The sequence below is a fragment of the Streptomyces sp. NPDC006385 genome (assembly GCF_040612485.1).
GTDB lineage: Bacteria > Actinomycetota > Actinomycetes > Streptomycetales > Streptomycetaceae > Streptomyces.
In genome coordinates this window covers 15,019-28,412 of record NZ_JBEXQG010000039.1, presented here as the reverse complement: position 1 = coordinate 28,412, position 13,394 = coordinate 15,019, and the positions used below count along the sequence as shown (strand labels likewise).

The 13,394-nt window shown below is 70.7% G+C and carries 12 protein-coding genes, 1 tRNA gene and 4 pseudogenes; 5 read left to right on the top strand and 12 right to left on the bottom strand.

All coding sequences use genetic code 11. The features are described from left to right. Window positions 1-493: 493 nt before the first annotated feature. The 5 genes and pseudogenes from ABZ078_RS26575 to ABZ078_RS26555 form a co-directional block, all read left to right on the top strand. Window positions 494-808, top strand: coding sequence for a hypothetical protein (locus ABZ078_RS26575; RefSeq protein ID WP_356579142.1), 315 nt, complete (start codon window positions 494-496; stop codon window positions 806-808). Window positions 809-934: 126 nt separating this feature from the next. Next, window positions 935-1,327: a hypothetical protein gene (locus ABZ078_RS26570; protein WP_356579140.1), complete on the top strand. Its 393-nt coding sequence runs from the start codon at window positions 935-937 to the stop codon at window positions 1,325-1,327. A 116-nt stretch (window positions 1,328-1,443) separates the two neighbouring features. After that, a pseudogene (locus ABZ078_RS26565) lies at window positions 1,444-1,755 on the top strand (hypothetical protein); the annotation flags it as partial. Further along, window positions 1,729-1,974 (top strand): annotated as a pseudogene (locus tag ABZ078_RS26560) (site-specific integrase); the annotation flags it as partial. The pseudogenes ABZ078_RS26565 and ABZ078_RS26560, both read left to right, overlap by 27 nt. Window positions 1,975-2,187: 213 nt before the next feature. Next, window positions 2,188-2,764, top strand: a pseudogene (locus tag ABZ078_RS26555) (site-specific integrase); the annotation flags it as partial. Between the two features lie 56 nt (window positions 2,765-2,820). Here the strand turns inward: ABZ078_RS26555 and ABZ078_RS26550 are convergent. From ABZ078_RS26550 to ABZ078_RS26495, 12 genes and pseudogenes are all read right to left on the bottom strand, one after another. After that, a tRNA-Pro gene (locus ABZ078_RS26550) sits at window positions 2,821-2,894 on the bottom strand. Window positions 2,895-2,991: 97 nt separating this feature from the next. Further along, complete coding sequence (locus ABZ078_RS26545; protein WP_356579138.1) at window positions 2,992-3,351, bottom strand: MmcQ/YjbR family DNA-binding protein; 360 nt, start codon at window positions 3,349-3,351, stop codon at window positions 2,992-2,994. Window positions 3,352-3,381: 30 nt separating this feature from the next. Then, entirely contained in the window at window positions 3,382-3,915 is a 534-nt protein-coding gene (locus tag ABZ078_RS26540; protein ID WP_356579137.1) for a GNAT family N-acetyltransferase, read from the bottom strand. Continuing rightward, the gene (locus ABZ078_RS26535; protein WP_356579135.1) at window positions 3,912-4,499 is read right to left on the bottom strand and encodes an XRE family transcriptional regulator; all 588 of its coding nucleotides are present in this window, start codon (window positions 4,497-4,499) and stop codon (window positions 3,912-3,914) included. Before ABZ078_RS26535 ends, ABZ078_RS26540 begins: the two co-directional genes overlap by 4 nt. Window positions 4,500-4,545: 46 nt before the next feature. After that, entirely contained in the window at window positions 4,546-5,445 is a 900-nt protein-coding gene (locus tag ABZ078_RS26530; protein WP_356579133.1) for a LysR family transcriptional regulator, read from the bottom strand. 41 nt (window positions 5,446-5,486) lie between these two features. Continuing rightward, entirely contained in the window at window positions 5,487-6,680 is a 1,194-nt protein-coding gene (locus ABZ078_RS26525) for a glycine C-acetyltransferase (protein ID WP_356579131.1), read from the bottom strand. Window positions 6,681-6,733: 53 nt separating this feature from the next. Then, a complete protein-coding gene (gene tdh, locus ABZ078_RS26520) occupies window positions 6,734-7,762 on the bottom strand; it encodes an L-threonine 3-dehydrogenase (protein WP_356579129.1) in 1,029 nt (342 codons plus the stop codon). A 288-nt stretch (window positions 7,763-8,050) separates the two neighbouring features. Beyond that, on the bottom strand, window positions 8,051-8,626 hold the full coding sequence (locus ABZ078_RS26515) for a GAF domain-containing protein (protein ID WP_356579127.1): 576 nt from the start codon (window positions 8,624-8,626) through the stop codon (window positions 8,051-8,053). Between the two features lie 61 nt (window positions 8,627-8,687). Then, complete coding sequence (locus ABZ078_RS26510) at window positions 8,688-9,287, bottom strand: ATP/GTP-binding protein (protein ID WP_356579125.1); 600 nt, start codon at window positions 9,285-9,287, stop codon at window positions 8,688-8,690. Next, window positions 9,265-9,636 (bottom strand): DUF742 domain-containing protein, encoded by a 372-nt coding sequence (locus tag ABZ078_RS26505; RefSeq protein ID WP_356579247.1) that lies wholly within the window; start codon window positions 9,634-9,636, stop codon window positions 9,265-9,267. The genes ABZ078_RS26510 and ABZ078_RS26505 overlap by 23 nt, the downstream gene beginning before the upstream one ends. Before the next feature lie 2 nt (window positions 9,637-9,638). Beyond that, window positions 9,639-10,073 (bottom strand): roadblock/LC7 domain-containing protein, encoded by a 435-nt coding sequence (locus ABZ078_RS26500; RefSeq protein ID WP_356579124.1) that lies wholly within the window; start codon window positions 10,071-10,073, stop codon window positions 9,639-9,641. A 902-nt stretch (window positions 10,074-10,975) separates the two neighbouring features. Further along, window positions 10,976-12,763 (bottom strand): annotated as a pseudogene (locus ABZ078_RS26495) (ATP-binding protein); the annotation flags it as partial. Window positions 12,764-13,394: the final 631 nt, after the last annotated feature.

The following is a 13,394-nucleotide window of genomic DNA, read 5'->3' as shown; positions in this document are numbered from 1 at the left end:
ACATCAGGGCCGCCTCTCGGCATCCACCCGCCCCGGTCGCGTGGCCAGCGTCATGCGGGCCGAACGGCCAACATCGCCATCGATCGCGCGCTCGTCGGCCCCGGAATCACCACCACACACAGCCGCTCATACAGCAGGCAACACCGCGTGTCCTAGCCCGGCGACGAGTGCACCCGCTCCAAGGATGGCTTGACTGCGAACCGCGGCGCTGGTGCCACCGCGCGCATGACCGGCCGTCCCTAAGACGCGGCTCACCCCCCGCCGGCGTCCAGGCCCTGGCCGCCGCGTTCAGCGTGCCCCCGCCCCGGGCGACGCCCACCGCCCAGGCCCTCCCCGCCGCGCAGGCCGAAGCCGCCACCGCGCCGTACACGCTGACCCACGCTCGCACACCCCGCCGACGCACACCCCGTGCCGACGCCACCGCCTGCCGCCCAGCGGCCCGCGCGGCTGCCCTGACCCGCAGCCCATTCACCCCTCAAAGACCTTTCCCCTGATGACGACACCGCCCGACCCCGACCACGCCCCCCTGTCCGACGTGGACGTACCCGTGCCACCGACACCCGTGGAGCGGCTACTGGCGCTCGCCGACCTGTACACCCAGCACAACGACCGGATCGACCTGACGCTCTCCGGCTGCGCCCCTCACGACCCGGACGCCTCCGTGGCCTTGGCCCGCCGTCTGGAACGGGAGGCACTCGCCTGCATCAAGACGGTCCGCCAGCAGCGCCTGCCTCCCATCGAGCCAGTCTCCAGCGCCGTCGTACGGCTCAAGCAGATCGCCTACCTGACCAGCGGGGCCACCCGCTAGCTCACCACCGCCCAGCACGCTCTGCCCGCAGACGATGCAGAACACCCACACCCCGATCCCCGCCGGAGGTTCGGACAGTATCTGCGGCTCGCCCTTGAACTGACCGCCCTCGCTCCTCCAGCGGTCGTGGAGTGCGCCACGCACATCGCCCGCAGGCTGCCCGACAGGGCGCGCAGCAACACCACCGTCCCCGGAATGAACGCGGCCCAGCGCGATGCCTTGCTCGACGTCGCCTGCGGCAACGTCGTCGTCACCCAGCAGTACGAGCAGCCCGGCTACGGCCACACCGTGACGGTGGACGTCGAGGTGCTGCGCCACCTGGAAGCCCAGGGCCTGGTGACCCGTAAGTCGGCGTCCACGCCCCCGTTCTTCCCCGGCGGACCGCCGCGCGACCGGGTGCATCTGACCGCCCTCGGCATCTGCGCCCTCAGCACCGTCATCGACTCATCCCTGCACATCCACCTTCCCGCGGTCCGCCCCGTGCCCACCACCGCCAGCACCGCCCGGGCACGGCGCTGAAGCGCCACCCGCTCCCCGACGCCGCCAGCCGCGCACCGTTCACGCAAGGAAACGCAATTCCCGCCTCACCCACGCTCACCTGTATTTCGCTAGGCGCAGGCATTCAGTCCAGCGCCATGCTCGCGCTCTCCGCAAAGGGAATCCTCCCCAAGGTCGACTATGCCATTTTCGCCGACACCGGGTGGGAGCCCAGCTCCGTCTATCCCCATCTCGACCGCCTGGAACGCGAGATAGCCAAACCGGCAGGCATACCCGTCCTCCGTGTCTCCTCTGGCAACATCCGCAAAGACGCTCTGGACCCGGAGCACCGCTTCGCCTCCATGCCCCTCTACATCCTCAACCAGGATGGCAGGCCCGGGATGACTCGGCGCCAATGCACCGGGGAATACAAAATAAAACCGATCAAGAAGGAAGTCCGGGAACTCCTCTCGCGTCTTGAACGCGAGACGAAGAGGAATTACATCGGCGACTACTGCGTGTTCTTCGATTTCCTGTGGGGCTGCGGCAAGAACTGGAACGAAGCAACTGCAGATGACCTGCGGGACTTCGAGGACTGGCGGACTCGTTCTCCGCGCAACCCCCGCAAGGTCGGCGGCGCCCGGTGGAACCGCGGTCTGGCCGCCCTGAGCCGACTCTACGGGTGGGCCGTCGACCGTGGGTACGTCTTGGCGAACCCGGTCGAGATGCGGTCGGTGACCGGCCGAAACGGCGAGGCCATGTCGGTGCCGGCTGCCCGTGCGAAGCACGCGAGGACCAGTAGCGTCCGCTGGTTGACGCCCCGGGCCTTCCGGCTGTGGATGGACGTCGGACTGCGCGGTCACACCGCCGAGGGCAGACCGGGTGCCGGGTGGGTAGGGCGCGAGGTCTCCGGATGCCGCGTCGGTGACATCGACACCAGCCAGTGGATCTGGACCGTGCGGCGTCAGACCACACCCGCACCCGGCGGACTGACCGACAAGGGCACCAAGGGCAAGCGCGCCCGCAAGGTTCCCATCGTCGAGGAAATCCGCCCCCTCGTCGCCCAGCGCATCCTGTCCGCCGGCCCCGAACCCGACGCCCGCCTCTTCACCGGCCCGCGCGGCGGACGCATCTCCACCGCCGTCCTGCGCGACGCCACACACTGGGACGGTGTGGTCACCCAAGCTCGGCTACGCGCACCTGCGCCGCCACGACCTCCGGCACACCGGACTGACCTGGTTCGCCGACGCCGGAGTCCAAGTACACGTTCTCCGCCGGATCGCCGGCCACGGGTCCCTGACCACCGCCCAGCGCTACCTGCACCCGGACGTACACAAGATCACGGCCGCCGGCGCAGCACTCTCCGCACACCTCAGCGTGCTCCGCGCACCTCGCTCGCCGCCGAGCCCGATCGTCGTGACCCACTGCCCCGCTGACCCCGGTCAAGCACGCCGGTCCCCAGCTGGCCCCCAAGAATGATCAAGGACCGGTTTCGGACACCTCCGAAACCGGTCCTGACCTGCGACTGTCTCCAGTCGGGACGACAGGATTTGAACCTGCGACCCCTTGACCCCCAGTCAAGTGCGCTACCAAGCTGCGCCACGTCCCGATGCCGTCTGACCTGGGGTTTCCCCTGGCCGAACGCGCATGGAAACAATACCGCACTCGGGTCGGTGGTCGCGCACTCCTTTATGCGGGGCCGGTCGTCACTCCCCGGCCGGCAGGCCCACCTCCGGGTAGGCGTCCAGCCGCCGCGACGGTGCCGCCTGGCGCCAGGAGTCGGCGAGGATGTCGCGCAGTTCGTCCTCGTCCTCCAGCGCGGCGAGCCGGGCGCGCACCCAGGCGAACTGCGCCTCGTGGTCGGCGATCCAGAACTTCTCCGGCTCGGCCAGGACCAGTTCGTCGCGCTCCTCCTTGGGGCAGCGCACCGCGAGGGAGGTCTCGTCCTCGGGCAGCGTGGCGAACATCTTGCCCGCGACCCGGAACGTGGGCATGCTCCAGGCGATCTTCTCCGTCGTGTCCGGCAGGGACAGGGCGATACGGCGTACGTCTTCGGCGTCCGGCATGGAAGGCACCGTAGCGGCTGCCACTGACAGTCACCTGGTGAGAGCGGTTGCGCCCACGTGCTTGTAGTAGATCGTCGTCGGCCGAAGAACGCCGGCCGGGCTCGCCGCGTAATCGGGGATCACCCCGGCCCGGGTCCAGCCGGCGGAGCCGTACAGGCGCTCGGCGCGGCTGTCGGTCTCGGTGTCCAGGTGGAGCAGGGTGACTCCCGCACCGATGGCCGCCTCTTCCGCGGTCGCGAGGAGTCTGCGCCCGAGGCCCCGCCCGCGCGCGTCCCGGTGCACCATCAGCTTGACCAGCTCTGCCCGGTGGCTGCTGTTGGGCTTGTCGGCGAAGGCCAGGCTGACCGTGCCGACGGTCCGCTCGCCCTCGCGTGCCGCCCACACGGCCAACCGCCCGGTGACGACGGCGGCCGCGCGCTCCCGCCACCAGGCCGTCGCCGCCGTACGGTCCAGTGGTGCGAGGAATCCGACGGAGGCGCCGTCCGCCACGGTGGCCACCAGCAGGTCGGCCAACTCCTCCACTTGGTCGAGCAGTTGGGCCGCGTTCAGTCGGGTCACCCTCACGGCAGCACCACCGCCAGCAGGTACCGTACCGCCCGGGGCCCGGCACACCGGAACCGCGTCGGCCCCCACACCCGCATCCGCAGACAGTCCCCGGCACCGAGACGGTGCTCCATCTCCTGAACCGTCACGTCGAGCTCCCCTTCCAGCACCCAGATGTGCTGCTCCAGCCCCGGCACGGGCGGACGGTCGTACGCGATGTCGGCGCCCGCGGTGAGCCGTCCCTCGACGATCTCGCCGCGCAGCCCGGTGTGCGGCGGCGACACGGACCGCCGTACGAACCCGGAGGCACGGTCCTCCCACACCGGCTGCTCGGTCGCCCGTACCAGTAGCGCGGGCTCGGACTCGACCTCGCTGAGCAGCTGGGACATGGTCCGGCCGTAGACATGGCACAGGCGGTTCAGCAGGGAGGCGGTGGGACTGATCTCCGCCCGCTCGGCCCGGGACAGGGTCGAGCGGCTCACGCCGCTGCGTTCCGCCAACTCGCCGAGGGACCAACCGCGTTCGGCGCGCAGCTCGGCGAGCCGGGCGCCGAGGCGGGCGTCCATCGCGTCCGAGGCTTCGCTACCCTCTGCCAGCCGTCTCATATCCGGGAGGCTATCCCATATGTGAAACGCCCGTGTTACGGGAGGCTCACTCCCCCGCCGCCTCCAGCGCCTCCAGCACCGGCCGGATCAGCGGGTGCTCCTCGGCACCCCGCCGCACGGCCGCGAAGACCCGCCGCGTGGGGGCGACCCCGTCCACGGGGCGCACGACGACCCCCGTGAGGTCCATGCCGCGCAGCGCCGAACGCGGCACGAGCGCTACGCCCGCATCGGCCGAGGCAAGGGCGACGACCGCGCGGAAGTCGTCGGAGGAATGTTCGAGACGGGGCTGGAAACCGGCGTTCTCGCAGGCCAGGACGACCACGTCATGGCACGGATTGCCGGGGTACGGGCCGATCCACGCGTCCTTGGCCAGCTCCGCGAGCGGTACCTCGGCCGCGTCGGCCAGGCGGTGGCGCACCGGGACGACCGCGTCGAAGGGCTCGGCGTACAGCGGTACGTGGGCCAGGCGGGGGTCGTCGGCGGGCGGCGCCCCCCGGTACTCGACGGCGACCGCGACGTCGACCTGCCGGTCCAGCACCATCGGCAGGCTGGCGTCGCCCTCGGCGTCCTGGACGCGGATGCGGATGCCGGGGGACGTCTCGGCGAGCCGGGCCACCGCCGGCGCGACGACCAGGGCGATGCCGGTCGCGAAGGAGGCGACCGTGACCGTGCCGGCCGCACCCGAGCTGTAGGCCGCGAGCTCGGCCTCGGCCCGCTCCAACTGGGCGAGGACGGCGTTGGTGTGGCTGAGCAGGATCTCTCCGGCCGGAGTCAGCCGCACGCCCTTCGCGCCGCGCTCCACCAGGCGGTGACCGGTCTCCTGTTCCAGGGCCGCCAGCTGCTGGGAGACCGCCGAGGGGGTGAGATAGAGCGCGGCGGCAGCCGCCGTCACCGTACGGTGGTCGGCCACCGCACGGAGGATGTGGAGCCGCCGCGCTTCGATCATGGGATCGATTATCGCAATATGTCCGGGGTGGCCGCCGGACCTCAGGCTTCCAGTTCCGCCCGGGCCGCGACGAAGGCGTCGACGGCACGGTTGACGTCGTCCGTCGAGTGCGCCGCGGACAGCTGCACGCGGATGCGGGCCTGCCCCTGCGGAACCACGGGGTACGAGAAGCCGATCACGTACACGCCCCGCTCCAGCAGCAGCTCCGCCAGTCGGCCCGCCTTCGCGGCGTCACCGATCATCACGGGCGCGATGGCGTGGTCGCCGGGGAGGATCTCGAAGCCCTCCTCCGTCATCCGGCGGCGGAACAGCGCGGTGTTCTCGGCCAGCCGCACGCGCAGGTCGTCCGCCGACTCCAGCAGGTCGAGGACCTTGAGGGAGGCCGCCGCGATCACCGGGGCCAGGGTGTTCGAGAACAGGTACGGCCGGGAGCGCTGGCGCAGCAGTGCGACGATCTCGGCGCGGGCCGCCACATAGCCGCCGGACGCGCCGCCGAGCGCCTTGCCGAGGGTGCCGGTGATGATGTCGACGCGGTCCATGACGCCGTGCAACTCGGGCGTACCGCGGCCGCCGGGGCCGACGAAGCCGACGGCGTGCGAGTCGTCGACCATGACCATGGCGTCGTAGCGGTCGGCGAGGTCGCAGATCTCACGCAGGGGTGCCACGTAGCCGTCCATGGAGAAGACGCCGTCGGTTACGATCAGCCGGCGCCGCGCGGACTGCGCCTCCTTCAACTGGCGTTCCAGGTCGGCCAGATCACGGTTGGCGTACCGGAAGCGGCGTGCCTTGGACAGGCGGACGCCGTCGATGATCGACGCGTGGTTCAGGGCGTCGGAGATGACCGCGTCCTCCGGGCCGAGCAGCGTCTCGAAGACGCCGCCGTTGGCGTCGAAGCAGGAGGAGTACAGGATCGTGTCCTCCTGGCCGAGGAACGCGGAGAGCCGGGCCTCCAGTTCCTTGTGCACCTCCTGGGTGCCGCAGATGAAGCGCACCGAGGCCATGCCGTAGCCCCAGCGGTCGAGGGCCTCGTGGGCGGCGGCGATCACTTCGGGGTGGTCGGCGAGGCCGAGGTAGTTGTTGGCGCAGAAGTTGAGGACCTCACCGGGACGGCCGCCCTCGGTGACGTTGACGGTCGCGGACTGCGGGGTGTCGATCACTCGCTCGGGCTTGTGCAGACCGGCGGCGCAGATCTCGTCGAGGGTGGCGCGCAGGTCGTCGCGCACGGAGTCGAACATCTCAAAGCTCCCAGAAAGACAGATGGCTGACGCGGTTGGCTTGCGCGAGGGACCTACGCGGTCCAGTCGAGGATGACCTTGCCGCCGCGGCCGCTCGCCGCGTCGGCGAACGCCGCCTCGAACTCGCGGTGGCCGTACCGGCCGGTGATCACGGGCGCGAGGTCGAGGCCGCCTTCCAGCAGCACGGACATCGCGTACCAGGTCTCGAACATCTCGCGGCCGTAGATGCCCTTGATGGTGATCATCGAGGTGACGATCCGGGCCCAGTCGACCGGGAACTCCTGCGCCGGCAGGCCGAGCATGGCGATACGGCCGCCGTGCGTCATGTTGGCGATCATGTCGCGCATGGCCTCGGGGCGGCCGGACATCTCCAGGCCGATGTCGAAGCCCTCGCGCAGGCCGAGTTCACGCTGTCCCTCGGCGATGCTCGCCTCGGACACGTTCAGCGCGAGGCTCACGCCGATCTTGCGGGCCAGCTCCAGCCGTTCCTCGCTCACGTCGGTGATCACGACGTTGCGCGCGCCCGCGTGCCGGGCCACGGCCGCCGCCATCAGACCGATCGGACCGGCGCCGGTGATCAGGACGTCCTCCCCGACCAGCGGGAAGGACAGCGCGGTGTGCACGGCGTTGCCGAACGGGTCGAAGATCGCGGCGACATCGAGGTCGACGGGCACACGGTGCACCCACACATTGGCGGCGGGCAGGGCGACGTACTCGGCGAAGGCGCCGTCCCGTCCGACGCCGAGGCCGACCGTGGCACGGCACAGGTGGCGCCGGCCCGCCAGGCAGTTGCGGCACTTGCCGCACACGAGGTGGCCCTCGCCGCTGACCCGGTCACCCGGCTTGATGTCGGTGACGTCACGGCCGGTCTCGACGACCTCACCGACGAACTCGTGCCCGATCACGAGCGGGGTGCGGATCGCCTGCCGCGCCCAGCCGTCCCAGGACCGGATGTGCAGATCGGTGCCGCAGATGCCGGTGCGCAGCACCTTGATCAGTACGTCGCCGGGCCCGACGGCCGGTTCCGGGACGTCCGCGAGCCACAGCCCGGGCTCCGCCTTCTCCTTGACCAGCGCCTTCAACGCTACGGCTCCTGTGGGTGAGTCCCGGCCGCGGGCATGCCGAACGAGCCCGTGGCCGGGGAGAGGGGTGGAATCGCGTAGCAATCTGCCGTACGGCGACGCCCTGGTCCATCGAGGTTTTCTTAAGCGGCGCCACAGCTTTCCTTCACGCCCTCCCCGCGCGTCCCTCTCACACCTGCTTTCGTCCTCGTACGGCGGTGCGCGGTACGGGCGAGGGAGCCTCGCAGCCGAAGCCGAGGACGCCGAGGCACAGCTCGGTCGGGGTGTCCGTGGCCCTGGGAGATCCGCTCACAACGGCAGCCCGTCCGCCGCCCGCCGCTCCAGTCGCATCGTCAGTTCCGCCGCGGACGCCTTGATGGTGTCCAGGCCAACTCTCCCCCATGGCCGCGGCTCGACGTCGACGACGCACACCGTGCCCAGCGCCATTCCCTTGGAGTCGATCAGTGGGGCGCCCAGATAGGAGCGGATGCCGTACTCGTCGACGATCGGGTTCCCCGCGAACCGCGGATAGTCGCACACGTCCTCCAGGACCAACGCCTTGTGTCGGACGACCACATGGGGACAGAACCCATGGTCGCGCTCCAGATGACGGCCCAGCGCCGGCTTGGCGTCGTCGGCCCGTTCCAGGGAGACGGCACGCCGCACATGCAGGCCGGCGAAGAACTGCCGGTTCTCCCCGACGAAGTTCACCATGGCGTAGGGCGCCGCGGTGAGTTCGGCGAGGCGGTCCGCGAAGGCGTCGAGGGCGGGGTCCGGCTGTTCCGCCACGCCGAGTTGGAGCAGCCGACGGGCACGGGCGGGGGCCTCCTTGTCCTCGGGGGTGAGCAGCAGACGAGCGACCGGGCGGGGTGGGCCGTAGCTCATGGGCGGATTCCGTCGCTGTGGGCGTGGTTCATATGCGGCTCCGTCCTGGTGTGTGCGGGTGTCACATGTGGGCGCCGTGGCTCGGCGCGGGTGCCGGCGTGTGGGCGATGAGATGCCGTACGAGGGTGAGCAGGGTCTGGACACCGGAGCTGGAGATCCGGGCGTCGCAGCGGACGACGGGGATCTCCGGGTCGAGGTCGATGGCGGCGCGGACCTCCTCGGGGTCGTACCGGTAGCCGCCGTCGAACTCGTTGATGGCCACGATGAAACCGAGGCCCCGCTGCTCGAAGAAGTCGACGGCGGCGAAGCAGTCCTCCAGGCGCCGGGTGTCGGCGAGGATGACCGCGCCGAGCGCGCCCTCGGAGAGTTCGTCCCACATGAACCAGAACCGTTCTTGTCCGGGCGTGCCGAACAGATAGAGGACGTGTTCCGGATCGAGCGTGATGCGGCCGAAGTCCATGGCCACCGTCGTCTCGATCTTGTTCTCGATGCCCTCGAGGTTGTCGGTCGCGGCGCTGACCGTGGTGAGCAGCTCCTCGGTGCTGAGCGGCGCGATCTCGCTCACCGCGCCGACGAAGGTGGTCTTGCCTACCCCGAACCCTCCCGCCACCAAGATCTTCAGCGCGGTGGGGAACGGGTCAGAGCTGTCGTCGTAGTCCATCGAGCACTGCCTCCAGAAGAGCCCGGTCAGTCGGGTTGTGGTGGAACTCGGGGGGCTTGGTGGTGAGCGCCCCGCCGTCGACGAGGTCCGACAGCAGCACCTTGGTGACCGCCGCCGGCAGCTTCAGGTGGGCGGCGACCTCGGCGACCGAGATGGGGGCGCGGCACAGGTCGAGCGCCTGCTCGTGCTCGGGGCCGAGGTAGCCGAGGGGGGTCGCCCCGGTGGCCATCACCTGCGACATGAGGTCGAGCGCGACGGTGGGCCGGGTACGGCCGTTGCTGACCGTGAAAGGGCGCACCAGCCGTCCGGCCGCGTCGTCGAGCCAGGGCCCGTCGCCGGCCGCCGTCACGTTCAAGGCCTCATCGCCGACGGTTCGACGGAGTGCTGCCGAGGTGCGGTGACCAGGTACGGACGGACGCTCTTGACCAGCATCGCCATCTCGTAGCCGAGCACCGCCGCGTCCGCCTCGCGGCCGGCCAGGACGGCGAGACAGGTGCCGGACCCCGCCGTGGTCACAAAGAGCAGGGTCGAGTCGAGCTCGACGACGACCTGACGCACCTCCCCGCCGTCGCCGAAGCGCACTCCCGCGCTGCGGCCGAGGGAGTACAGGCCGGAGGCCAGGGCTGCCATGTGGTCGGCGCTGTCCGGGTCGAGGCCGTGAACCGACTTCACGAGCCCGTCGCAGGAGAGGAGCACCGCGCTGGTGGTGTGCGGTACGCGCTGCACTAGGCCGCTCATCAGCCAGTCGAGATCGGAGACCTGAGCGGTCGGCGCTTCGCTCGCCATGATGGATCGACTCCTTGAGGTACGAAGGTCTGCGGGAGCGCTGGGGGTGGGGGTGGACTCCCAGGCGAACTTCGGGCTGGTCGCGGGGGTGGTCATCCGGCTGGTGCGCTCCCGTCGGGCCGGGTGGTGTGGTCGGTGCCGGGCGCTGACCCGGGGTGCGGCTCTGTGGTGTGGGGCCGGTCCGTGGGCGATACGTCCATGTGCGGCCAGGTGGTCGTGGGGGTCACGTCTGTGTGGAGGGCGTCCAGGGAGGTCGGGCGCAGGTGGGTGGGTTGCGGGCGACCTGTCTCAAGGCGCGTCGGCTCCAGACGGACCGGCGCCGGGCGCACGGCCTCCAGGCGGATGGGCTCGGAGGGTTCGGGGGGTGTGGGGGTGGGGGTGGGGGTGGGGGGGGTCGGCTCCGGGGCGGGCGAGGTGGTGTCTGAGGTGGTGTGCCGTGGGGGCGTTGGGGCGGCGGTGGTCGGGTGCATGGGGCTGGTCGGGGTGGCGGAGGCAGTGTGTGGCGAGTCCATGTGGTTCGTGTCCGTGTGGCCCAGGCCCACAAGGCCGGACGTCGTGTGGCCCGACACTGTGTAGCCAGATGTTGTGTGGCCCGAAACTGTGGTGCCTGACGCGGTGTGCGTCGTGTGGCCTGACGGCGTGTGCGAGGCGCCCATGTGGGCCGCGTCCATGTGTTCGCCACCCATGTGTCCGGCATCCATGCGTCCCGGATCGACCCACCCGAGATCCTTGCGACCCAACTCCGTGGATCCGTCAGACATGTGCCCGCCACCCATGTACCCGCCGTCCACGTACCCGGCGCCCATGCGCTCGGCACCCATGTGCTCGGCACCCATGGGCGTCGCCTCCATACGCGGGGCCTCCACATGCCCGGAATCCATGTGCCCGACATCCATGTGCGCCGCTTCCATGTGCTGCTGCGTCTCGGCGAGCCCGATCCCCCGCTGAAAGGCCGCCATCAGCCCCGGGTCGTGCCCGGCGAGGTCGTCGGACTCCTGGCGCGGTGCGGGGCCGTCACGCAGCTGAGGGGCGATGTGTTCCTGGGCGCGGCGGCGTGGCAGTTGAGGCTTGTCCATGGTGCCGCGGACGGTGCCGGCGCGCGGGGTCGGCGGTGTGACGGTGTTCTCGGCGAGCAGCCGGCGTTCGTCGGGCCGGATGCCAGGCACGGCCTCCGCCGGGTTGGCCCGCTCCTCGCGGGCGCCGCGCACGGGCAGCGGTGCCGGTCCGCTGCCGTTCGCCTTTGGGGCCGCACCTCCACCGGCCTGCGACTGCGGCGGACGCGGCGTCCCCGGCGATGCCTCACCCGCACCCCGCTGCCCGCCCACCGATGCACCTGACGCCGGCTGCCGATGCTGCTGGGGCGGCACCGCGGCCTGCTGCTGACGAGTCTGCGACGGCGCGTGCGGCGGTACGGCCGCGCCTCCCGCGGCACCTTGCGAGTCCTGCGGCTCCTGCGCCCGCGCCGTCCCTCCACGGGCCGCCGGTTCGGTGCCCAACAGCCCCTGCGGTATGACGAGTACGGCCTGGACGCCGCCGTAGATGTTGGTCTGGAGGCGCACATGGATGCCGTGCCGCTTGGCCAGCTGCGAGACGACGAACAGCCCGATGCGCCCGTCCGCCAGCAGGCTGCCGACGTTGACCTGGTCGGGGTCGGAGAGCAGGGCGTTCATACGGTTCTGCTCGCCGACGGGCATGCCGAGCCCACGGTCCTCGACCTCGACGGCGAGCCCCGAAGTCACGAGGTTGGCCCGGAGCAGCACTTGGGTGTGCGGGGCGGAGAACACCGTGGCGTTCTCGACGAGTTCGGCCAGCAGGTGGATGACGTCGGCGACGGCGTGTCCGCGCAGGGTGCCGTCGATGGGCGGCACGAGCTTGACCCGGGAGTACTGCTCGACCTCGGCGATGGCCGAGCGCAGTACCTCGGTCATGGAGACCGGGTTGCTCCACTGCCGACGGGAGACGGCGCCGCCGAGCACGGCGAGGTTCTCGGCGTGGCGGCGGATTCGGGTGGCGAGGTGGTCCACGTGGAAGAGACCCTTGAGCAGGTCGGGGTCCTCGATCTCGTTCTCCAACTCGTCGAGGATGGAGATCTCGCGGTGCACGAGCGACTGAAGGCGCCGGGCGAGGTTGACGAAGACTTCCAGTTTCTGTTCGCTGCCCGCCTGGCTGGAGAGCTGGGAGGCCTGGACGACGGCGGTGACGGCCCCGTCGTGGGCGCGGGCCAGATCGGCGGCGAGCAGTTCGAAGTCGTCGGCGCCGTCGGGCGGACCGCTGCGCGACTTGCGCTTCGGTGGGCCGTCGCCGCGCCGTAGGGCCTCGACGAGGGCCCGCAGCTCGGCCTCGCCGCGGGCGCTGCTGCGGCGCAGCGCGCCGATGCGGTCGTGCACGGATTTCGCGGCGCGATTGGCGGCCACCGCGGCGATCAGGATGCCGGCGAGAGTCACCGAGACCGCGCCCGCGAGCACGGCCCACAGGGTGAGGCTCGGCCGTACTCCGGTGGTGCGCACGATGAACAGGACTGCCGCGCAGGCGCTGAGCGCCACCGCGATGGGCGGCAGCACGGCCAGGCGCATCAGTTGGGGCCGTATATGGGTCTCGGGCAGCGCGGGTGCGGTGCGGGCGGCCGGGCGCCCGTGCCGCCCGCCCTCACGGCGGTCTGCGCGTGCGGCCGGGGCGCGGAGTTGAGACATCGGGGTCCTCGTACTGGTCCGTCGGTCGGGGCCTGCGGGTGTGCGCGTTCTGCACGGCCCGGGGCATGCGCCATCGCGATGTCGGTCGACAGAGCCGACGAGATTCGGCTCTGTGTCGCCCGACGGACACTCACAGTAGTCGCCTCCGCATCATGTGCGGTGGGCAGTTGACAAAGTCCGGCAGGCAGCGTCCCGCTCTGGTATGAGGTCTCGTACGACAGACCGATAACCCGTCCCGCCACACACCCATATAGACCACTCGAACGATCAGACATGGTCAGAAGTGGTCACAAAGCAAAGTCGGCGACGGGTCACCTCCGTCCACCTCACCCCGCGCCGACTTGCCGTTTCCCCACCCGCGAACGCTTCGGCCGTGACGTTTCAGCGCCCGCACGCCGAGCGCGCCGACCCCCGGCACGTCACCGGCCGTATCGGCGCACGCGAACTCTTGAACGCCCCCAAGCACCCCGACACGCCCCGCGTGAACCACACGAAGGAGCGCGCAAATCCGGTGCATGCGCATCCGCACGCACCACGAAACAATCACATGGCCCCTGGCGTATCAGCGAGGGCCCTTCCCGGACAGCCAGACGAAGATCGCCGTGGCAAGGCCAGCGCACGCCCCTGGCTG

Coding starts and splice junctions, on each gene's coding strand:
- ABZ078_RS26535 (WP_356579135.1), bottom strand. CDS start 4,499: ATGAGACGGCTGGCAGAGGGTAGCGAAGCCTCGGACGCGATGGACGCC.
- ABZ078_RS26575 (WP_356579142.1), top strand. CDS start 494: ATGACGACACCGCCCGACCCCGACCACGCCCCCCTGTCCGACGTGGAC.
- ABZ078_RS26510 (WP_356579125.1), bottom strand. CDS start 9,287: ATGGACTACGACGACAGCTCTGACCCGTTCCCCACCGCGCTGAAGATC.
- ABZ078_RS26525 (WP_356579131.1), bottom strand. CDS start 6,680: ATGTTCGACTCCGTGCGCGACGACCTGCGCGCCACCCTCGACGAGATC.
- ABZ078_RS26515 (WP_356579127.1), bottom strand. CDS start 8,626: ATGAGCTACGGCCCACCCCGCCCGGTCGCTCGTCTGCTGCTCACCCCC.
- ABZ078_RS26545 (WP_356579138.1), bottom strand. CDS start 3,351: ATGCCGGACGCCGAAGACGTACGCCGTATCGCCCTGTCCCTGCCGGAC.
- ABZ078_RS26500 (WP_356579124.1), bottom strand. CDS start 10,073: ATGGCGAGCGAAGCGCCGACCGCTCAGGTCTCCGATCTCGACTGGCTG.
- ABZ078_RS26530 (WP_356579133.1), bottom strand. CDS start 5,445: ATGATCGAAGCGCGGCGGCTCCACATCCTCCGTGCGGTGGCCGACCAC.